At 71.3% G+C, this 19,426-nt stretch carries 21 protein-coding genes; 5 read left to right on the forward strand and 16 right to left on the reverse strand.

Translation table 11 applies throughout. The annotated features are described in order from the left end of the window. Positions 1–159: 159 nt before the first annotated feature. Together ABD236_RS02510 and ABD236_RS02515 are read left to right on the forward strand one after the other, a co-directional pair. Entirely contained in the window at positions 160–729 is a 570-nt protein-coding gene (locus ABD236_RS02510) for a peroxiredoxin (protein WP_344069456.1), read from the forward strand. Positions 730–746: 17 nt separating this feature from the next. After that, positions 747–1,280, forward strand: a complete 534-nt coding sequence (locus ABD236_RS02515; RefSeq protein WP_344069459.1) for an alkyl hydroperoxide reductase — start codon at positions 747–749, stop codon at positions 1,278–1,280. A gap of 188 nt (positions 1,281–1,468) precedes the next feature. On the opposite strand, the gene ABD236_RS02520 is transcribed toward ABD236_RS02515, so the two are convergent. From ABD236_RS02520 to ABD236_RS02535, 4 genes are all read right to left on the reverse strand, one after another. Next, the gene (locus ABD236_RS02520; RefSeq protein WP_344069462.1) at positions 1,469–2,896 is read right to left on the reverse strand and encodes an AI-2E family transporter; all 1,428 of its coding nucleotides are present in this window, start codon (positions 2,894–2,896) and stop codon (positions 1,469–1,471) included. Between the two features lie 149 nt (positions 2,897–3,045). After that, a complete protein-coding gene (locus tag ABD236_RS02525; RefSeq protein ID WP_344069465.1) occupies positions 3,046–3,735 on the reverse strand; it encodes an aggregation-promoting factor C-terminal-like domain-containing protein in 690 nt (229 codons plus the stop codon). A gap of 367 nt (positions 3,736–4,102) precedes the next feature. Then, complete coding sequence (gene phoH2, locus ABD236_RS02530) at positions 4,103–5,425, reverse strand: RNA 5'-3' helicase PhoH2 (RefSeq protein ID WP_344069467.1); 1,323 nt, start codon at positions 5,423–5,425, stop codon at positions 4,103–4,105. A 305-nt stretch (positions 5,426–5,730) separates the two neighbouring features. Next, complete coding sequence (locus ABD236_RS02535; RefSeq protein ID WP_344069469.1) at positions 5,731–6,492, reverse strand: isoprenyl transferase; 762 nt, start codon at positions 6,490–6,492, stop codon at positions 5,731–5,733. Positions 6,493–6,655: 163 nt separating this feature from the next. On the opposite strand from ABD236_RS02535, the gene mgrA reads away from it, so the two are divergent. Continuing rightward, the gene (gene mgrA, locus ABD236_RS02540) at positions 6,656–7,699 is read left to right on the forward strand and encodes an L-glyceraldehyde 3-phosphate reductase (protein ID WP_344069471.1); all 1,044 of its coding nucleotides are present in this window, start codon (positions 6,656–6,658) and stop codon (positions 7,697–7,699) included. A 278-nt stretch (positions 7,700–7,977) separates the two neighbouring features. Here the strand turns inward: mgrA and ABD236_RS02545 are convergent, their stop codons facing one another. Genes ABD236_RS02545 through ABD236_RS02560 form a run of 4 tightly spaced genes read right to left on the reverse strand, consistent with a single transcriptional unit; the run spans position 7,978 to position 11,488 of the window. Beyond that, entirely contained in the window at positions 7,978–8,343 is a 366-nt protein-coding gene (locus ABD236_RS02545; protein ID WP_344069474.1) for a winged helix-turn-helix transcriptional regulator, read from the reverse strand. A 43-nt stretch (positions 8,344–8,386) separates the two neighbouring features. Beyond that, positions 8,387–9,922: a DUF2079 domain-containing protein gene (locus ABD236_RS02550; protein WP_344069477.1), complete on the reverse strand. Its 1,536-nt coding sequence runs from the start codon at positions 9,920–9,922 to the stop codon at positions 8,387–8,389. 20 nt (positions 9,923–9,942) lie between these two features. Then, complete coding sequence (locus ABD236_RS02555; RefSeq protein ID WP_344069480.1) at positions 9,943–10,737, reverse strand: class I SAM-dependent methyltransferase; 795 nt, start codon at positions 10,735–10,737, stop codon at positions 9,943–9,945. 55 nt (positions 10,738–10,792) lie between these two features. Then, on the reverse strand, positions 10,793–11,488 hold the full coding sequence (locus ABD236_RS02560; RefSeq protein WP_344069483.1) for a prepilin peptidase: 696 nt from the start codon (positions 11,486–11,488) through the stop codon (positions 10,793–10,795). Between the two features lie 542 nt (positions 11,489–12,030). Between ABD236_RS02560 and ABD236_RS02565 the strand changes: the two genes are divergently transcribed. Together ABD236_RS02565 and ABD236_RS02570 are read left to right on the forward strand one after the other, a co-directional pair. Beyond that, positions 12,031–12,396, forward strand: coding sequence for a DUF192 domain-containing protein (locus tag ABD236_RS02565; RefSeq protein WP_344069486.1), 366 nt, complete (start codon positions 12,031–12,033; stop codon positions 12,394–12,396). A 125-nt stretch (positions 12,397–12,521) separates the two neighbouring features. Next, entirely contained in the window at positions 12,522–12,926 is a 405-nt protein-coding gene (locus tag ABD236_RS02570; protein ID WP_344069489.1) for a VOC family protein, read from the forward strand. A gap of 274 nt (positions 12,927–13,200) precedes the next feature. Here the strand turns inward: ABD236_RS02570 and ABD236_RS02575 are convergent, their stop codons facing one another. The 8 genes from ABD236_RS02575 to ABD236_RS02610 form a co-directional block, all read right to left on the reverse strand. Next, positions 13,201–13,845 carry an OmpA family protein gene (locus ABD236_RS02575; protein WP_425543804.1) on the reverse strand — a complete coding sequence of 215 codons (645 nt, stop codon included), beginning with the start codon at positions 13,843–13,845 and terminating at the stop codon, positions 13,201–13,203. A gap of 8 nt (positions 13,846–13,853) precedes the next feature. Beyond that, entirely contained in the window at positions 13,854–14,441 is a 588-nt protein-coding gene (locus tag ABD236_RS02580; RefSeq protein WP_344069495.1) for a hypothetical protein, read from the reverse strand. Positions 14,442–14,484: 43 nt separating this feature from the next. Next, on the reverse strand, positions 14,485–15,111 hold the full coding sequence (locus tag ABD236_RS02585) for a pilus assembly protein TadG-related protein (protein WP_344069498.1): 627 nt from the start codon (positions 15,109–15,111) through the stop codon (positions 14,485–14,487). Between the two features lie 65 nt (positions 15,112–15,176). Next, the gene (locus ABD236_RS02590; RefSeq protein ID WP_067163534.1) at positions 15,177–15,407 is read right to left on the reverse strand and encodes a hypothetical protein; all 231 of its coding nucleotides are present in this window, start codon (positions 15,405–15,407) and stop codon (positions 15,177–15,179) included. Between the two features lie 129 nt (positions 15,408–15,536). Continuing rightward, complete coding sequence (locus ABD236_RS02595) at positions 15,537–16,298, reverse strand: response regulator (protein WP_344069503.1); 762 nt, start codon at positions 16,296–16,298, stop codon at positions 15,537–15,539. Continuing rightward, positions 16,295–17,578 (reverse strand): sensor histidine kinase, encoded by a 1,284-nt coding sequence (locus ABD236_RS02600; protein WP_344069506.1) that lies wholly within the window; start codon positions 17,576–17,578, stop codon positions 16,295–16,297. Before ABD236_RS02600 ends, ABD236_RS02595 begins: the two co-directional genes overlap by 4 nt. 10 nt (positions 17,579–17,588) lie before the next feature. After that, on the reverse strand, positions 17,589–18,476 hold the full coding sequence (locus tag ABD236_RS02605; RefSeq protein ID WP_067163528.1) for a DUF5936 domain-containing protein: 888 nt from the start codon (positions 18,474–18,476) through the stop codon (positions 17,589–17,591). Positions 18,477–18,486: 10 nt separating this feature from the next. Continuing rightward, positions 18,487–19,425, reverse strand: a complete 939-nt coding sequence (locus tag ABD236_RS02610; protein ID WP_344069512.1) for a type II secretion system F family protein — start codon at positions 19,423–19,425, stop codon at positions 18,487–18,489. Position 19,426: the final 1 nt, after the last annotated feature.

Raw genomic sequence — 19,426 nt, forward strand, 5'->3', positions numbered from 1 at the left:
GCGCAAGAGCGCCCTTCTCTTGCACCCCTGATAGGCAACCTCGATCAGTCTGACTACGCCTAGCTATTTCCCTGATCAATGCCCCTTGTGACAGGGTGGATGTCAGTCCAACCCCTCACGTATGCCCTAGAACGGGCATACGGCGCAACAAGGAGTGCAATGCTCAACGTCGGTGACCAGTTCCCCGAGTTCGACCTGACTGCCTGCGTCTCGCTGGAGCCGGGCAAGGAGTTTGAGCAGATTGACGCAGAGTGGCTGAAGCGTAACCGGGACGAGAAGGGTTGGTTGGTGGTCTTCGCGTGGCCCAAGGACTTCACCTTCGTGTGCCCGACCGAGATCGCCGCGTTCGGCAAGCTGAACGAGGAGTTCGCCGACCGTGACGCCCAGGTCCTCGGCTTCTCCGGCGACTCCGAGTTCGTCCACCACGCCTGGCGCAAGGACCACGCCGACCTGCGTGACCTGCCCTTCCCGATGATGGCCGACTCGAAGCACGAGCTCATGCGCGACCTCGGCATCGAGGGCGAGGACGGCTTCGCCAAGCGTGCCGTCTTCATCGTCGACCAGAACAACGAGATCCAGTTCTCCATGGTGACCGCCGGTTCCGTCGGCCGTAACCCCAAGGAGGTCCTGCGGGTCCTCGACGCCCTGCAGACCGACGAGCTGTGCCCGTGCAACTGGTCCAAGGGCGACGAGACCCTGGACCCGGTCGCGCTCCTCTCGGGCGAGTGAGCGGGAGCTGAACTGACATGGCTCTCGACGCACTCAAGTCCGCCCTGCCGGACTACGCCAAGGACCTCAAGCTGAACCTCGGCTCGGTCATCGGCAACAGCGAGCTCCCCGCCCAGCAGCTCTGGGGCACGGTCCTGGCCTGCGCGATCGCCTCGCGCTCGCCGAAGGTCCTGCGCGAGCTGGAGCCCGAGGCCAAGGCCAACCTGTCGCCGGAGGCGTACACCGCCGCCAAGGCCGCCGCGGCGGTCATGGCGATGAACAACGTCTTCTACCGCACGCGCCACCTGCTCTCCGACCCGGAGTACGGCACGCTGCGGGCCGGTCTGCGGATGAACGTCATCGGCAACCCGGGCGTGGAGAAGGTCGACTTCGAGCTGTGGTCGCTGGCCGTCTCCGCGGTCAACGGCTGCGGGCAGTGCCTGGACTCGCACGAGCAGGTGCTGCGCAAGGCGGGCGTCTCCCGCGAGACGATCCAGGAGGCGTTCAAGATCGCCTCCGTCGTCCAGGCGGTGGGCGTCACGCTCGACGCGGAGTCCGTACTGGCCGAGTAGGTACGGTGCGGGTGGTCTGTGGCTGGTCGCGCAGTTCCCCGCGCCCCTGAAAAGCCGCACCACATAGCGCTGTACGTGTGAAGGCCCCTGCCGATCCTCTCGGCGGGGGCCTTCGTACGTACGGTGCGGCGGGATACCCAGGGGCGCGGGGAACTGCGCGACCAGCCACAGACGGCCCGCAGACGAAACTACTGCTCCGGCGCCTGCGCACTCCGCAGCGCGTTCTCCTTCGCCGTGGCCCGCAGATACCCCACCACCGTGTTCGTCACGGCGACCAGCGGAACCGCGACCACCGAGCCGCCGATGCCGCCGATCAGGCCGCCCGCCGCGACCGAGAGGACCACCGCGAGCGGGTGGACGCGGACCGCGCGGCCCAGGATGAAGGGCTGGAGGACATGGCCCTCTATCTGCTGCACGAGCAGCACCACCACCAGCACCATCACCGCCGTGAACACGCCCTCGGTGACCAGCGCCACCACCACCGCCAGCGCCCCGGAGATCACCGCGCCCACCAGCGGGATGAAGGCGAACAGGAAGATGAAGACGGACAGCGGTACGGCCATCGGCACGTGCAGGAAGTAGATGCCGAGGCCGATGAAGATCGCGTCGATCAGGGCCACTATCACCGTGCCCCGCACATACGCGGTGAGCGTGCGCCAGGCGCGCGGCCCCGCCCCCGCCATCGCCGGCCGGGCCTGCTCCGGGACCAGCCGCAGCACCCAGTGCCAGATGTTCTTCCCGTCGTAGAGGAGGAAGAGCGTCGAGAACATCGCGAGCAGGATGCCGGTGAGCACCTCGACCAGGACGGTCACGCCCTGGAGGCCCGCCGACGTTATCTCGTTGGTGTTGTGGCCGATCGTGTCGCTGAGGTTCTTGGCGACCTGGTTGATCTGGTCCTCGGTGACATGGAAGGGGCTGTTGAGGAGCCAGCGTTTGAGCTCGTCGATGCCCGCTCTGACCTTTTCGGAGAGCGTGTCCAGGTTGTCCATGACCTGCCAGACCACGAACCAGCCGATCAGGCCCATCACGATGAAGCCGGAGATCGTGGTCACGGCGGTGGCCAGGCCCCTGGGCAGCCCCATCCGCTTGAGGCGGGAGACGGTCGGCTGGAGCAGCGCGGTGATGAACAGCGCGGCCACGAACGCGAGGACGACCAGCCGTACCGCGCTGATGACCCGCATCAGCACCCAGAGCGTGCCGGCGAGCACCAGCAGGCGCCAGCCGATCTCGGCCGCGACCCGCATCCCCCACGGCACGGCGGCCACGGGATCGGGCCGCGCGGCCACGGCGGGGGCGTAGGCGGGCGGCGCGGGGACCTGCTCGGGCACGGCCGTCGTCCCGGCGGACCCGGCGGACCCGGCGGAATCGGCAGCCGGTGCCTCGTCCTGGGCGGACGGGGGATCCGCAGTCACCGTCGCGCCCCGTACCGGGGCCGGTGAATCGTCACTGCGGACACGGTCGGCGCTCCGGACACGGTCGGCGGTCGGCGTCGAGCCGTCCAGCCCCGCCTCCTCGGCCGAGCGCGCCTCCGTCTCCAGCCGGCGTTCGTCCAGCCGCTGGCCCATACGGGTCAGACCGGCGCCCAGCGCCCCGAGCAGCCCCGGCACTTTCGACATGATGCTGCCGTTTCCCTTTCCCCCGCTGAGCGTCCCCACCACTCCCCCCACACCCGGAGTCGTCGCCTCCGACCGTACACGGGCAAAGCCCCTCACCGAAGGACGGTGAGGGGCTTCGAAAGGTTGAGCCGCGTGGGAAAGTCGCGGATCTAGTACCAGCTGTTGGCCTGCCAGAACGACCACGCGCCACAGGGGCTGTGGTAGCGGTCGTTCATGTAGTTCAGGCCCCACTTGATCTGGGTGGCGGGGTTGCTCCGCCAGTCGGCACCCGCGGAGGACATCTTGGACCCCGGAAGCGCCTGGACCAGGCCGTACGCGCCGGAACCGGCGTTGACCGCCTGGTAGTTCCACGTCGACTCGTGGTTCACGATGTTGCTGAAGCACTGGAACTGGTCGGCCGGCACGATCTGCCGTGCGATGGCCTTGACCTGCTCGACCGTGTACGAGCCCTGGACCGGGAACGACGCGGGGTCGCGGGTGGCGGAGCGGCTGGCGATCTGCTCCTGCTCGCGCTCCTTCGCCTTCTCCTCGGCCGACTCCTTCTTGGACTTGGCGTCCTTGGCGGCCTGGAGGCGGGCGGCCTCCTCGGCGGACTTCTTCGCCGCGGCGCTGGCCTGGGCCGACTGGGCGTCCGCCTGCTGCGTCAGGGACGCGGTCTGCACCTGGGCCTGCTGGCCCGCGGGTATGTCCGCGAGAAGCGTCGTGTCGGCGGCGGTCGCCTCGACGTTGTTGTCGTTCGAGGTCTGCGGCGCGCCCGAGGCAACGCCGACGACGGCACCGACGGTGGTGACCGCAGTGGCAGATGCCACCGCGAATCCCCGGACCGAGATCCGGCTCACACGGTTTCCTTCCAGCAGCGCCCGCACTGGTGACCTCACGGACGCAATCGTGCCCCTGGCTCTCTCCTCCCAACTGCTCAGGTCACGGGAGGAACTGACCCGGTGGGCAACTCCCTGACGGGAGCGCCGCGTGGTGCTCGGGCGGCATACGGCGACGCTATTGAGTTACGAGGTACAGGTGTGCCGTATGCGGGGCCTGACGGATCCAAGACTCTGCCGGAGAGCGAGGCCGCAAGGCAATTCCCCGTTGCGTGTGAAACCTCACACCCCCTGCGCCCCAGGGGTTTTGCCGGATCCGCCCCACAAAGAAGCGCCGCCCGGCTAAGCTCAACGGCTTCCCGGGCGGCGCCAATTCGGGCGTACAGGATCAGATCTGGCCGTCCTCCAGCATTTCGGTCACCAGTGCGGCGATCTGCGACCGCTCGGAGCGGGTGAGGGTGACGTGCGCGAAGAGCGGATGGCCCTTCAGCTTCTCGACGACGGCGACCACTCCGTCGTACCGGCCGACCCGGAGGTTGTCCCGCTGGGCCACGTCATGGGTGAGCACCACCCGCGAGTTCGCCCCGATCCGGGACAACACGGTCAGCAGGACGTTCCGTTCGAGCGACTGGGCCTCGTCCACGATCACGAACGCGTCGTGCAGCGAGCGGCCGCGGATGTGGGTGAGCGGCAGGACCTCCAGCATCCCGCGTGAGGTCACCTCCTCGATCACCTCGCGGGTGGTGACCGCCGAGAGCGTGTCGAAGACCGCCTGCGCCCAGGGGCCCATCTTCTCGGCCTCGGAGCCGGGCAGATAGCCGAGCTCCTGCCCGCCCACCGCGTACAGCGGGCGGAAGACCATCACCTTCTTGTGCTGGCGGCGTTCCAGCACCGCCTCCAGACCCGCGCAGAGGGCCAGCGCGGACTTGCCGGTGCCGGCCCGGCCGCCCATCGACACGATGCCCACGTCCGGGTCGAGCAGCAGGTCGAGCGCGATGCGCTGCTCGGCGCTGCGGCCGCGCAGACCGAACGCCTCCCGGTCGCCGCGCACCAGCCTGACGTTGCCGTCGGCCGTGACGCGGCCGAGCGCCTTGCCGCGCTCGGACTGCAGCACCAGGCCGTTGTGCACCGGCAGGTCCGCGGCCTCCGGCACGTACAGCGTCTCCTCCTCGTACAGAAGGTCCACCTGTTCGCCCGAGAGCGACAGTTCGGACATCCCGGTGAAGCCCGAGTCGGTGATGGCCAGTTCCGCCCGGTACTCCTCGGCGAGCAGGCCTACCGACGACGCCTTGATCCGCAGCGGCAGGTCCTTGGAGACGACCGTGACGTCGTACCCCTCGGCCTGGAGGTTGCGGGCGACGGCGAGGATCCGTGAGTCGTTGTCCCCCAGCCTGTAGCCGGCGGGCAGCACGCCGGGATCGGAATGGTTGAGCTCGACGCGGAGCGTGCCGCCGAGGTCGCCCAGCGGGATGGGGGCGTCGAGGCGGCCGTACCGGACCCGGAAGTCGTCGAGCAGGCGCAGGGCCTGACGTGCGAAGTAGCCGAGTTCCGGATGGTGCCTCTTCGCCTCCAGTTCCGTGACCACGACGATCGGGAGCACCACTTCGTGCTCGTCGAACCGGGTCATGGCGTTGGGGTCGGCCAGCAGGACGCTGGTGTCGAGGACGTAGGTGCGCCGGTCGGGCATGCGGCGCTTTGTGCTGGTCACCACGGAAGGACGTACCCCCTCGGAAGAGGTCGGGGTGCGACGGCGTCGCGGGGGTGGGGGCCGGGCTGTGGCCACGCTGCGCGGGCCGAGCACCGGCCCTCCGCTCCGTACGTGCACAGTGCACGCGCGTCCTGGTGCAAAGGGCCTCCCGGGTGAGCGGCCACTTCTGGCCGTTCAACTGGAGGGGGTATTCCCTCGAACAAGCGCGGCCATGCACAGGCATATGCGCTTGGTGGGGACCAAAGGGATTGACTCCCGGTCAGGACCCGCCGGGACGGATCGTGACGTACTGGGGCACAGCGGACGGATCAGGTGCCGTAGCGCCGGTGGCGCGCCGCGTAGTCGCGCAGCGCGCGCAGGAAGTCCACCTTGCGGAACGCGGGCCAGAACACTTCGCAGAAGTAGTACTCGGAGTGGGCCGACTGCCACAGCATGAATCCGGACAGCCGCTGCTCGCCGCTGGTGCGGATCACCAGGTCCGGGTCGGGCTGGCCGCGGGTGTAGAGGTGCTCGGAGATGCTGTCGATGTCGACGGTCTCGGCCAGCTCCTCGAAGCTGGTGCCCTTGGCGGCGGCGTCCAGCAGCAGCGAGCGGACCGCGTCCGCGATCTCCTGGCGGCCGCCGTAGCCCACGGCGACGTTGACGAGTATCCCGCCGACGTCGTGGGTGGCCTGCTCGGCCTCCTTGAGCACCGACTGGGTGCGGCCGGGCAGCAGGTCCATCTGGCCGACGTGGTGGACGCGCCAGCGCCCGTCCGCCGCCAGGTCGCGCACCACGCCCTCGATGATGCCGAGCAGCGGGACCAGCTCGTTGTCGGGCCGGTCGAGGTTGTCCGTGGACAGCATCCACAGCGTGACGACCTCGACGTCCGTCTCCGCGCACCAGCCGAGCAGTTCGTGGATCTTGCTGGCGCCGGCCTGGTGCCCCTGCTCGGGGCTGCCGCCGGAGGCCTTGGCCCAGCGCCTGTTCCCGTCCAGGATGACGCCGATGTGCTTGGGCGCCTGGTCGTGGTCGAGGCGACCTTCCACCCGGCGTGCGTAGAGCCCGTACACCAGGTCGCGCAAGTTCACCGATTCCACCCTCTCGTTGCTTCCGGGAGCCGCCGCAGCACCGCATACGGCCCAACCCCAGTGCCTGCGCGGCCTGAGGGCACCCCCAAGGAAGGCACAGTACTGCGGACGGGTCACAGCGGCCCAACTCGGCCTGTCACAAGTCCGTGATAAGCAGGGAAACGTGACTGAATCCCTCCCCCTCCACTATCTCGCCGCCGACAGCCGCTACGACTCCATGGAGTACCGGCGCACCGGCCGCAGCGGCCTCAAGCTCCCCGCGCTCTCGCTGGGCCTGTGGCACAACTTCGGCGACGACCGCTCCCTCGACTCCCAGCGCGCGATCCTGCGCCGCGCCTTCGACCTCGGCGTCACCCACTTCGACCTGGCCAACAACTACGGCCCGCCGCCCGGCTCCGCCGAGCTCAACTTCGGGAAGATCTTCGGCCAGGACTTCCGGGCGTACCGGGACGAGCTGATCATCTCGACCAAGGCCGGCTATCTGATGCACCCGGGGCCGTACGGGGAGTGGGGCTCGCGCAAGTACCTGCTGTCCTCGCTCGACGCCTCCCTGAACCGGATGGGCCTCGACCACGTCGACATCTTCTACTCGCACCGCTTCGACCCGGAGACCCCGCTGGAGGAGACGATGGGCGCGCTGGCGTCCGCCGTCCAGCAGGGCAAGGCGCTGTACGTGGGCGTGTCCTCGTACACCAGCGAGCAGACCGCCGAGGCGGCGCGGATCCTCAGGGAGATGGGTGTCCCGGCGCTCATCCACCAGCCGTCGTACTCGATGATCAACCGTTGGACCGAGGACGACGGGCTGCTCGACACCCTGGAAGAGGCGGGGATGGGGTGCATCTCCTTCGTGCCGCTGGCGCAGGGGCTGCTCACCGACAAGTACCTGAAGGGCATCCCGGAGGGCTCGCGGGCCACCCAGGGCAAGTCGCTCGACCCGAACCTGCTCAGCGACGAGGTGACCCGGCGGCTGAACGGGCTGAACGGCATCGCGGCCGGGCGCGGCCAGTCGCTCGCCCAGCTGGCGATCTCGTGGGTGCTGCGCGACCCGCGGATGACCTCGGCGCTGATCGGCGCGTCCAGCGTGAAGCAGCTGGAGGAGAACGTGGCCGCGCTCGCCGGGCCGCCGCTGACGGCCGAGGAGTTGAAGGAGATCGACACCTTCGCGGTGGACACGGCGGGCACCAACATCTGGGCCGGGCGCGGCTGATCACTGGGGCAAGCGCCAACTGACAGCGGATCCACAGGAAGCCGCCGCCGGACGGCCGCCCCAAAAAAACGGGCCGGTCCGTGGGGGGGATACGGACCGGCCCGAGGGGGGGTTTCCACCATAACCCTTCGTAAGTGATGCTGGGTGCCACGGCGTGCCGAAACTACGCTCCGAAACCGGCCGGGCACCGCGCGGCCACCGTGGGGGCTACCCCCACAAGGGTGACCCGGCGGCGGAACGCCTCTTTGACCGTGCAGGTCAGCGCGGTGCGCACCGGCTCAGGCCGCACCCCGCGCGGCCGACTTCACGTCCAGGATCCACTCCATGTGTGCCGCGCCCCACTCACCCAGGGGGGTGAGTGCCGTGTTGAGCGCCTGGCCGCGCGGGGTCAGTGAGTACTCCACCCGGGGCGGCACCTCCCCGTAGACCTCGCGGTGCACGATCCCGTCCGCCTCCAGCTCGCGCAGCTGCTGCACGAGGACCTTCTCCGTGACGCCGTCGACCTGGCGCCTGAGCTCGCCGAAGCGGTAGGTGCCGTCGTGCAGCGCCCACAGGATCAGCGGTTTCCACTTCCCGCCGACCACGTCGACCGCCGCGTCGAGCCCGCAGTTGTAGCTGATGTCGCCCCTGGTGTGCCTGCCCATGGCCGTGGCCCCTCTCCCTCTTCCCTGATGTACGTCCCTGGGCTCAACGTCTGAGCAGGGTGATTCCGTCCCGCTGGGCGACGATCCGGTATCCGTAGGCCTGCTCGGCCTTGACCAGCTCGGCCTCCTGACGCTCCTTCGGGTAGGGCCAGTAGCCCGGCGGGTACGGCCAGGACTCGGCGGGCACCCGGTCGTACACGATCCACTGGGCGCTCGGCGGGGGCACCTGCGCGCCCGTGTCGTACAGCCGCCAGTGCACCGGGTAGGTCGGGAAGAGCACCACGTCGGTACGCGAAGTCAGCTGTGGCGCCAGCCGGTTGGAGGCGGCGACGGTGGCGCCGTCGGGGATGCGGGCCAGCAGGTCGCGGGCGGCGGCGATGTGCGCGGTGGTGCGCCAGGTGGAGCGGTGGACGAGCTGGGCGAGCGGGAACGACGGGATCAGGACGAGGGTGACGGCGGTGACGGTGGCCAGCGAGGCGCGCACATGGCGGCGGCCGAGCGCATCGCCGGAGCGCCGGTAGGGGGCGAGGGCGTCGGTCATGGCGGCCAGCACGACCGGCATGAGCACCGCCGTGTAGTGGAACGAGGTGCCCCAGTGGAAGGGGTTCTGGGAGAGCATCCGCCAGCCGAGCGTGGGCACCGCGATCCAGGCGAGCGGGGAGCGCAGGGCGATCAGGGCCGCCGGGGCGAAGACGAGGACCAGGGTGGTGGCCTTCACCTCGGGGCGTACGGCGTCCAGCGGCGCGAAGGCGAGGGTGGCGAGCAGCGAGCCGTGGGCGGGTTCCAGGTTGGCGGCGTGGGCGTAGGTGCCGGCCGGGCTGAAGAACGGCATCAGCACCTTGAACTCCAGGGCGCTGCCGAGCAGCCCCGCGGCGGCGGTCACCAGGCCCAGCCGGCGCCGCCCCTTCCAGGCGATGTACCCGCCGATCGCGGCGAGGGTGAGCCCCAGGTCCTCCTTGACCAGCAGCAGCGGCGCCGCCCAGGCCACCGCGAGGCCCCAGCGCCGCAGCGCCAGCGCCTCCAGGGCGAAGGAGACGAGCGGCACGGCGAAGCACACCTCGTGGAAGTCGAACGCCACGGCCGAGGCGATGCCCCAGCTCAGCCCGTACGCGAAGGCGACCGCATGGGCGGCGCGCCGCCCCAGCGCCTGCCGGGCGCGGCGGGCCAGCGGCACCACGGCGAGGGCGAGCAGCGCCGCCTGGGCGAAGAGCAGGGTGTACGGGGAGGGGGCGATCCGGTAGAGCGGCGCGAGCACGGCGAGCGCGGGGTGGAAGTGGTCTCCGAGCAGGTTGAAGTCCTCGCCGCGCAACGGGCTCACGGGGGCGCGCAGTTGGGCGTACGCCTTCACGGCCTGCTCGAAGATGCCGAGGTCGTAGCCGGTGGTGCGGATCAGCGCCTGGCGGCGGGCGCCGACGGTCGCGTACAGCAGGAAGAGCGCGGCGGCCCACCCCCACCAGAGGAGGGCGGGCCGCCCGGCGTGGGTGTCCTTCCAGCCGGAGAGCGCGGCGGCGAGGGACCGCCGAGGGGGCGCTTCGCTACTGACTACCCTGATTGTGGTGGTTGTCCGCATCCGTTCCATATGGTCGGATGCTAGGCCGCTCAGGAGGACCGCAGGGGCTTCCTGGCCTCGATGAGGAACCGTGTCGTATGGGCGACGAAGGGGCCGTCGGTACGGATCTGCTCGTCCAGCTCCGCCAGCCGGTCCCGGTGCTCCTCGACCGTGAAGCCCGGCACCATCCAGACCACCTTGCGCAGGAAGTAGACGACGGCGCCGATGTCGTGGAACTCGGTGCGCAGCTTCTCCTGGCGCAGGTCGGAGACCTGGAGCCCGGCGGCCTCGGCCTCGGCACGGGCCTTGCCCGGGTCGCGCCGGCCCCGGACGTCGGCGGACTGCGGACCCAGGAAGTACTCCACCAGCTCGAACACACTGGCGGGCCCGACCTGTTGGGAGAAGTAGCTGCCGCCCGGGGTCAGGACCCGGGCGATCTCCGTCCACCAGGTCTGGACGGGGTGCCGGCTGGTCACCAGGTCGAAGGCGCCGTCGGCGAACGGCAGGGGCGGCTCGTCGGCGTCGGCGACCACCGCCACGCCGCGCGGGTGGAGCAGGGCGGTCGCCCGGGCGAGGTTCGGCGGCCACCCCTCGGTCGCGACGGCGAGCGGCGGCAGCTGGGGCACGGCCGCCAGGACCTCGCCGCCGCCGGTCTGCACGTCGAGGGCGGCCGTGGCCCGGCCCCAGCGCGCGGCCATGGCACGGGCGTACCCCCAGGACGGGCGCTCCTCGGTCGCCCGTCCGTCCAGCCAGGAGAAGTCCCAGCCGTCCACGGGGGCGGCCGCCGCCTCGTCGATCAGGTCTTCGAAGGTGCGGGTGTTGTGGTTACGGATGGTTTGCGCCATGTTGCGGACCCTACGCGTCTTGTGCGGCGGAAGGGGCCCAATATCCACCCGGCGGCTACGCGGCGAGGCCGCCGAGGAGCAGGCCGAGGTAGCTTCCGGCGATCATGAAGGGGCCGAACGGGATGGCCGCGCGACGGCCGGCGCGGCGCGCGAGGATCAGCCCGAGGCCGTACGCGCCGCCCGCCGCGAACCCCGCGAAGGCGCCGGTGAAGAGGATGCCCCAGCCGTACCAGCCGAGCGCCACGCCGAGGCCCACGGCGAGCTTGACGTCGCCGAAGCCGAGGCCCGCCGGGTTGACGAGGAACAGCACGAAGTACGCGCCGCCCAGGGCGAGTCCACCGAGCAGCGCGTCGCGCCAGGACCCCTCGGGGTGCGGCGCGAGGGCGGCGGCGCCGAGCAGCAGGGCGGCCGCGGCGGCGAGGGGGAGGGTGAGCACGTCCGGCAGCCGGTGCACCCGGGCGTCGACGGCGGCGAGGAGGGCGGCGGGGGGCAGCAGGAGCAGCCAGACGGCGAGCTCGGGGCGGGGGCCGGTGGTGAGGGCGAGGCCGGCGGCGGCGACGGCGGTGGCCACGGCCCACCGGGTTCCGCGCGTCGCGCACGGCGGGGGGCCCAGCCACCCTTCGAGGGGGTGCCCCCTGGGGCAGGCGTCCCTCGGGGGGTCGCCCTGCGGGACGGCCAGGCGGTAGGCGGCGCGGGGTACGAAGTGGCCCAGGGTGGCGCCGTAGGCGGCGGCGAGCAGCGCGAGGTACACGGGAGTGATTTTCCCCCCACCCCGCCCGTTCCCTTAACCCTCCGGGGGGTGGGGGGGGTGGCTGGGCCCCGGCCCCAGGCGCTGCGCGTTCACCTGCGGACGGGTGGACGGCTGCTCGCACAGTTCCCCGCGCGCCTTGTTGTGCCCGGTCTTTGTCTGCGGCTGAGTGGGTGGTTGCTCGCGCCGTTCCCCGCGCCCCTGTTCGGGCCGGTCTTCGTCTGCGGGTGAGTGGGTGGTTGCTCGCGCCGTTCCTCGCGCCCCTGAAACCCCGTTCGTCTGCGGGTTGTGGTCGCTTCTCGCGCAGTTCCCCGCGCCCCTAGGGGGTCGGGGTAGCTGGAGAACTCGGCTCAGCCACCGATCTTTTAGGGGCGCGGGGAACTGCGCGACCAGCCCGCCACCGGGTCGCAGACGAACGCGCAGCGGGGTGCAGGTGGGCGGACCGGGTCGCGGACGAACGCGTAGGGGGGTGCGGGGGCCGCAGGCCCTGGCCGGGGGGCCGGGGGTGTAGCCATCGGTGGTGTGGGGGTCTGTACCTTGGGCGCATGGTGGCGTGGCGCGACGGGTGCGGGGAGTTGGAGGTGGGGGGCGGCGCACCCGTACCCCTCGAAGTCGCCGCGTCCTACAGAGCCCGCACCCGCGGACTCCTCCGCCGCGACCACCTCCACGGCGCCATCCTCCTCACCCCCGCCGCCTCCGTCCACACCTTCCGCATGCGCTTCCCCCTCGACGTCGCCTACCTCGACCGCCGGCTGCGTGTCATCGCCGTCCACACCGTCCCCCCGAACCGCCTCACCGCCCCCCGCCTGCGCGCCCGCCGCATCCTGGAGGCGGAGGCGGGGACCATGGCCGGCTGGGGCGTACGGCCCGGTGTGCAGGTGCGCGTGCATCTGCACGGCGAGGTGACGTAATGCCGGAACTCGCCTTGTCCGCCCCGACCGCCCCTGCCTACGATCATGAGCACGGCATCGCGCGTTGGTCACCGGCCGGGTGAGCGTGGAGGTGCCCGTGAGATGCCTGTTGGAGGCATTCCACCGTGTCAGTCGAGTTGAATCACACCATCATCCACTCCCGCGACAAGCGGGCTTCCGCCGAGTTCCTGGCGGACATCCTGGGACTGCGGGTCGGCGACGAGTGGGGACCGTTCATCCCCGTCGAGACCGGCAACGGCGTCACCCTGGACTTCGCCACCGGCGACCCGGACAAGATCGTGCCGCAGCACTACGCCTTCCTCGTCTCCGAGGACGAGTTCGACTCCGGCTTCGAGAAGATCAAGCAGTGGGGCGTACGGTACTTCGCCGATCCGTACATGAAGCACCCCGACGAGATCAACCACAACGACGGCGGTCGCGGCGTCTACTTCCTCGACCCGTCGGGCCACGCCATGGAGATGATCACCAAGCCGTACGGCAGCGGCGGCAGCGGCGGCGCCAGCTCATAGCGCGACCTTCGTCTCACCCTTCCGGCCGGTGCCGGTGCGCCTCGCACCAGCACCGGCCGCAAGTGTTCCCCGGCGCCGCCGCGTTCGCGTCATACCGTCGATTCCCGGCCACAGCCCACCCCCGTGCGCTTTTTTCCAAGTCCCCGGCCGGCTCCCGCTGGCAGTCTCTGTGGTGCGCGGGAGCGTCACTTCCCACGGACGTTGACGGGGGCCCGCGCGCATACGGGGCCCGGCCGACCGCACCTCCACCCGGCCGGCCGGGCCCGCCCTCCGCCTAGTGGGCGGCGCCGCGCGGGAACGACACCTCGACCCGGCGGTTCTTGCGGCGGCCGTCCTCCGAGGAGTTGTCCGCGATGGGGTAGTCCTCCGCGTACCCCCGGATGTCGAAGGTGACCGCGCCGCCCACCGCCTGCGCGAGCGCGCCCTGGACGGCGTCCGCGCGCTGCTTGGACAGGACGACGCCGTGCTCGTGCGTACCGAGGTTGTCGGTGAACCCGAACACCCGGATGCTGGTGGCCTTCTGCTTCTTGATCTCGTCCGCGATGGCCTGGATACGGCCGGTCGCCTCGGCGGAGAGCGCGGCGCTGTCCTTGCCGAAGAGGACCTCGGCCTGGAGGGCGAAGGAGATGTCGGCGTTGGTGTCGGAGCGGCGCTCCTCACCGCCCATGTCCTCGACGACCGACTTGATGTCCAGCACCCTCGGCGCGGCGAGCGTCGCCCCGTCGGAGAGTTTCAGCCCCGGCGCGTTGGCGTCGACCTTCACGGGCGGGGCGGCGGCGGGCACGGCGGTGGGATTCGGCTCGTCGGCGACGACCGGCCCCGCCCCGGCCCCGACGAGCAGCAGCGCGGCGACAACGAACACGACGGACCGGACAGGCTTACGGGCCGGGGTCACGGGTGGTGCCTGGGTGGCCTGCATGGGGTGCCTCAGCCGGAGATCTTGATGGTGGCGGTGGGCATGGTGGGGAGCTGGAAGTCGACTTCTTGGACGGGGGCGGGGGGTGCGGGGAACTGTGTGTAGAAGGGGGCTTCCTGGCCGGCCTGGATGCCCGTGGTGAACTGCGAGCACAGGCAGCGGCCGTCCGTGTCGCGCAGGATCAGATACCGCTTCTTGCCCGCCTTGTCGACAAGTGCCGCGCCCGCCATGGAGGCGCCGTTGCTCCTCAGCTCCTGCTCACTGCCCTGCCAGCCGGGCGCGGAAAAGAGGTTCTTGGACCCGTTCTTGACGATGCCCTGCACCGTCACGAACCCTCCGGCGTCCCGCTTGGCCGAGTTGATCACCACCTCGACGCCGTCGGTGCCGCTGATCGTCGCGAGGACCTCGGTGCTCTGGGTGGACGGACCACCGGCCGGGGAGCTGTTCCCGCCGGACGCCGTCGCGGGGGTGGAGGCCTTGTCGCCCGCCTTCGGCTTGTCCCCGCCGTCTCCGCCGCAGGCGGTCAGGGTGAGCGCCAAGGTGGCGGCCGCCGCCGCGATCACCGTGCCTCTCCGCGCCCTGCTCTTGGCCTTGTCCATGAGTGAAGCCCCCTCGGTCCTTCGCGCTGCGCACTTCATACGCTTATTTGTCGGCCAGATGGACGGAGAACAGGTCGGACGCCTTCGGCAGGAGGTCGAGGTGGGCCGGGTCGATCTCGACGTCCGGCTTGCCGTCGCACACGAGTCGGTACGCCTTTTGCTCCTCCCCCGGCCCGCCGGGCCCCGGGGACTCGCCGGGGGCGGGGCCCGGCCCCGGCTCGGCGGGCAGGGTGGTGGGCCCGGTCCCGGACCCCTCCTTGAGCTGACAGCGCGGCACGACCACGGCGGCCGCCTTCGCCACGCCCTTGTGGTTCTCCGTGGCGGCGACGACCGAGTGGCCCGCCGTCCTGTTGGTCTGCACGGACACCTTGTAGGTGGGCTCGGGCGAGAAAAGGAGCTCACAGGCGTCGGCGGTGGCGTCGTTGCGCGAGGCGAGATCGTACGCCGCCGAGCAGGAATCGGGCCTGATCAGCCCACCCCGGTCGCCGTCCAGGAGCTGCTGCCAGCGGACGAGGTCGAAGGAGTCGAGCAGGCCGTGCCTGAGTTCGTCCCGGAAGTCCTGCGCCGCCGCCAGGGCTGCGGCGTCCGCCGCCGTCTGGGCCTCGTTGCGCTTCATCGCCGCCTGGCCCACCGCGAAGTACGCGAACGCGAGGAAGAGCAGGCCCGCCACCGCCGTGATGTAGACGGGAAAAGCCTGCCCTCGGTCGCCGGTGAGGCGGCGGGTGACGGGTGGGATCAGGGGTTGATCTTGTTGATGGCCGCCGTGATCTTGCCGGCGATCGTCGTCCCGAAATTCGTCTGCGTAAGCACCAGAATGATCGCCACCACCACGATGATGATCCCCATGTACTCGACCGCGCCCTGCCCCCGGTCCCCCCGCCGCCGCAGCGCCGTCGCCGTGGTGTTCAGCCAGCCGTGGACCCGGATCCTTGCGGCGGTCGCGGGCTTGAGGAGCTTGTCGTTCATGGTGGTCCCCTCCGGGGTCTACGGCGGTGCCGCGCTCGACAGCCGCACCGTACCCGGGACCTCCGGTTCCGGCACAGGGCCCCTGGGCCCAATTCCGGGGCGGGGACAAGCGCTTGAAGGCACGGCGGTTCATCGCGCCACCTCCCGCTCCACCCGCGTACCCAGCCACGTCGCCACCGCCTGGGTGCGGCTGTTGCTGTGTAGCTTCGCGAAGATCCGGTTGATGTGGTTCTTCACCGTCTTCTCGCTGATGAAGCAGGCGGCGGCGATCTGCTGATTGTTCATGCCCACCGCGATCAGCTCCATCACCTCCACCTCCCTCCTGCTCAGCCGATGCACCCCAAGTCCCTTGCGCGAGAGCGGAGTTTGCCTCCGGCGTCCCGCTGTCGACTGTCCCACATCCGGTTGCATCCGCGAAGCCTCTTCGTTCGGATTTAATGAAATCGACGGGGACACGACACCCGCAGGAGCGGCCGGGGAACCCGCGTCCGTGGCACGCGGTGCCCGCGCCGCCGTCGCCGAGAAGTGTGAGCCGCCCGCGCCCACCTCCCGTACCGCCTCGACCAGTTGTTCCACCGTGAACTCGCCGTGCACCAGATAGCCGCGCGCGCCCAGCCGCAGCGCCTCGCGTACGGTCCCGGGCTCGGCGCTGTACGTCAGCATCATCACCGGCGCCACCCGCACCAGGCGGGGCAGTGCCGCGAGGCCGTCCACGCCGGGCATCCGCACATCGAGCAGGACCACGTCCGGCCGGTGCAGTAGGGCCGCCTCGTACGCCTCGCGGCCGTCCGCCGCCTCGGCGACGACCACGGTGGCGCCGCGGCCGTCGAGCAGCGCGATGAGCCCTGCCCGTACGACCGGGTTGTCGTCCGCCACCAGTACCCGGGTCACACCCCGCCCCTCTCCAGCGCCGCCAGCGGCAGGTCGAGGCGGACCTCCGTGCCCCGTGCCGCCGCGCCCCGGCCGATCCGGATGCGCGCGCCGAGGTCCGCCGCGCGCTCGACCATGCCGACCAGGCCGAAGTGGCCGGCCCGGCGCAGCCCGTCGAGGGTGGTGCCGGGGGGCAGACCGCGCCCGTCGTCGTACACGCTGATGCGGAGCACGTCCCCGACCACGCCCGCCGAGACGTCCACGCGCGCCGGGCCCGCGTGGCGGTGGGCGTTCTCCAGGGCCTCGGTGGCGATGGTGAGGAGCTGGCGGGCGACGGGGTACGGGACCCGCGCCGGGCAGTCGTGGGGGGAGAGGGGGCGGTAGCTCACGCCCAGCTCGCCGCGGTCGGCGAAGTCCCGCACCCGCGCGGCCAGTTCCGCCAGGACGTCCACTCCCCCGTCCGGGCCGGGCTCGCGGCGCAGGTCGGCGAGGAGCTCGCGGGACTCGGCCGCGGCGCGCCGCGCCGAGCGGGCCACCAACTTCGCGCCCCGGCGGACCGCCGCCGGGTCGGTGCGGTCGGCCGAGGCGGCCAGGCCCTCGGCGGCGAGCGCCACCCCGTGCAGGGTCTTGGCGACGGAGTCGTGCAACTCGCGGGCGAGCCGGGCCCGTTCCTCCTCCACCGCCAGCCTCGCCCGGGCCTCGGTCAGCGCCCGCGAGGCCCTCCCGAACCGCAGCAGCAGGCCCCGCAGCGCGACCCCGGCCGCACCCGCCAGCACGCAGAAGCCGGGCAGCAGCAGGGCCGGGGCGATCGGCTGGTGGTGGCGGTGCTGGGCCATGTAGGCGAGCGCGAGGACCACGCACTGGAGCCCGGCGAAGACGCCCGCGCCCCGCCACCCGTACACCAGACCCGCCAGCAGCGGGGTGCACACGACGACATAGCCGAGCGGGGAGTCGGGGGTCGCGGTGAACACCAGCAGCGCGCCGAACGCCGTGTCCACGCCGAGCAGCCAGGGGTGGCGGAGCAGCAGCGGGCCGAAGCGCTCCCAGTCGCGGTAGAGGACGTACGAGCCCATGAAGGTGATCAGCACCGCCCCGGAGACCAGCCACGTGGCGATCCCGCGCGCCGAGTTGGCGAGGGCGAAGGGCGTGCCGAGCGCTGTCATCGCCAGCCGGAACAGGAAGACCTGGCGGCAGAGCGCCTGAAGGGCATTGAGCTGGAGGGAGAACTCGGGCGAGGGGGAGGACGAGGCCGACTCGCCCGCCTGCGGCGACGACGACGGCGACTGCGGCTGCTTGCCCATGGTGGCCCCCTCACTTCCCCGTGAGCGAGCCGATGTCCGCCTCGGACCCGAGCAGCATCGCCGACGCCATGAGGATCATGGTGGCGGGCACCATGAACGTGGTGACCATCAGCGTCGCCTTGGGCACCGCCTTGGCGGCCTTGCGGCGGGCGTTCTGGGCGTCGGTGCGGCGCATGTCGGTGGCGATCGCTATCAGCGTGTCCACGATCGGCGCGCCCAGCTCCTCGCCCTGCTGGAGCGCCGTGACGAACATGGCGACCTGCTCGGAGTCGTTGCGCCGGCGCAGGTCGTCGAAGGCCTGGCGGCGGCTGACCCCCATGTCCATCTGGCGCAGCGCGATGCGCACCTCGTCGGCCCAGGGGCCCTCGTACTTCTCCGCGACCCGCTCCAGGGCCTGGCGGAAGCCCAGGCCCGCCGAGACGACCACGGCGAGCACGTCGAGGAAGTCCGGCAGGGTGCGCTCGATGTCGTCGCGGCGGCGGCGCACGGCGGCCCAGATGCCGACCTCGACCCAGTAGTACGCGAAGGCGACCATCAGCAGCGCCAGCAGGTAATTGCCGCCGGAGACCATGACCACGGCGCCGACCGCGCCGAGCGCCCCGTACACCGCGCGCCGCGCCGCGTACCGGTCGATGGTGAGGCCCCCGGGGTTGCCCGCCATGTCGATCCTGCGGCGCTTCTCGCTGACGCGCTTGGGGCCCATCAGCCGCAGCACCAGCGGGGCGTAGCGGATGCCGAGGCGGTCGATGGCGCCGCCGGTGCGGGTGGTGCGGGTGGCGCCGACCTCCAGGGCGAGGGCCAGGTCGCCGGGGAGCTTGGCCTCGGCGCGGTACATCCGTACGCCCTGGAAGGCGCCCAGGACGCTGAGCCCGCCGATGAGTCCCAGGATCAGTTCCATGCCCGCCCCCTCAGACGTCGATCTTGGAGATGCGGCGGATCGCGACGAAGCCCAGCGCGTACAGCCCGAGCGCCACGACGACCGCTGCCTGGCCCCAGAACGTGCCGGTCATCTTGGCCAGCGAGCCCGGCGCGATCTGGTTGACCAGCAGCATCGCACCGACCCCGATCGCCGGGACCGCGTACGCCGTGGTGTTCACCTGGGAGAGCTGGGTGCGCACCTCGCGGCGGGTCTCCTTGCGCTCCTCCAAGGTGGTGGTGAGGTTGCGCAGCGAGTTGACGACGGCGCCGCCCGCCCGGTTGGAGAGGATCAGCGTCGAGACCAGGACGACCAGTTCGCGCGAGGGCAGCCGCTTGGCCAGCTCGCCGAGTGCGTCGTCGAGGGTGCGGCCGACGGCGAGCTGGTCGGCGACGGCCCGCAGCTCGTCGCCGGCCGGGGCCTCCAGCTCGTCCGCCGCCATGGCGATCGCGGTGCGCAGGGCGAGTCCGGCCTGGGTGGCGTTGGCGATCACCCGGGAGATCTCCGGGAGCTGGTTGATGAACGCCTCGGTACGCCGGGTGCGCTGCCAGTTCAGGAAGGTGTTGGCGGCCCACAGCCCGGCCAGCGCCGCGAGCGGGCCGAAGAAGGAGGCGAGCACGGAGGCCGCCACCACCCACAGGCCGGTGACGGCGGCCAGGACGTAGACGAAGAACTCGCCGGGCGTGAGGTCCAGGCCGGTCACCGCGAGCTTGCGCTCGATGCGCCTGCCGACGGCGGTGCGGCGCAGCCTGCGGTCCACCCCGGCGAACGGCCGCCGCCGGCCGGTGGGCGCCGGCTCCCCGGCGGTGGAGAGCCGTTCGACCAGGGCCCGGCGCTGGGCGTGCCCGGTCGCGTACACGTGCACGCCGACGACCGCCGCCGTGCAGGCGAGCAGCGCGACCCCGGTCGTCAGCTGGGTGAGTGCGGACATG

It is taken from the genome of Streptomyces crystallinus (genome assembly GCF_039521265.1).
GTDB lineage: Bacteria > Actinomycetota > Actinomycetes > Streptomycetales > Streptomycetaceae > Streptomyces > Streptomyces crystallinus.

What these genes read in the sequence shown, in the direction of transcription:
- ABD236_RS02510 (WP_344069456.1), top strand. Translation starts at nt 160, where the DNA reads ATGCTCAACGTCGGTGACCAGTTCCCCGAGTTCGACCTGACTGCCTGC.
- ABD236_RS02610 (WP_344069512.1), bottom strand. Translation starts at nt 19,425, where the DNA reads ATGTCCGCACTCACCCAGCTGACGACCGGGGTCGCGCTGCTCGCCTGC.
- ABD236_RS02575 (WP_425543804.1), bottom strand. Translation starts at nt 13,845, where the DNA reads ATGCAGGCCACCCAGGCACCACCCGTGACCCCGGCCCGTAAGCCTGTC.
- ABD236_RS02515 (WP_344069459.1), top strand. Translation starts at nt 747, where the DNA reads ATGGCTCTCGACGCACTCAAGTCCGCCCTGCCGGACTACGCCAAGGAC.
- ABD236_RS02565 (WP_344069486.1), top strand. Translation starts at nt 12,031, where the DNA reads ATGGTGGCGTGGCGCGACGGGTGCGGGGAGTTGGAGGTGGGGGGCGGC.
- ABD236_RS02520 (WP_344069462.1), bottom strand. Translation starts at nt 2,896, where the DNA reads ATGTCGAAAGTGCCGGGGCTGCTCGGGGCGCTGGGCGCCGGTCTGACC.
- ABD236_RS02550 (WP_344069477.1), bottom strand. Translation starts at nt 9,922, where the DNA reads ATGGAACGGATGCGGACAACCACCACAATCAGGGTAGTCAGTAGCGAA.
- ABD236_RS02605 (WP_067163528.1), bottom strand. Translation starts at nt 18,476, where the DNA reads ATGGAACTGATCCTGGGACTCATCGGCGGGCTCAGCGTCCTGGGCGCC.
- ABD236_RS02555 (WP_344069480.1), bottom strand. Translation starts at nt 10,737, where the DNA reads ATGGCGCAAACCATCCGTAACCACAACACCCGCACCTTCGAAGACCTG.
- ABD236_RS02580 (WP_344069495.1), bottom strand. Translation starts at nt 14,441, where the DNA reads ATGGACAAGGCCAAGAGCAGGGCGCGGAGAGGCACGGTGATCGCGGCG.
- ABD236_RS02600 (WP_344069506.1), bottom strand. Translation starts at nt 17,578, where the DNA reads ATGGGCAAGCAGCCGCAGTCGCCGTCGTCGTCGCCGCAGGCGGGCGAG.
- ABD236_RS02545 (WP_344069474.1), bottom strand. Translation starts at nt 8,343, where the DNA reads ATGGGCAGGCACACCAGGGGCGACATCAGCTACAACTGCGGGCTCGAC.
- ABD236_RS02590 (WP_067163534.1), bottom strand. Translation starts at nt 15,407, where the DNA reads ATGAACGACAAGCTCCTCAAGCCCGCGACCGCCGCAAGGATCCGGGTC.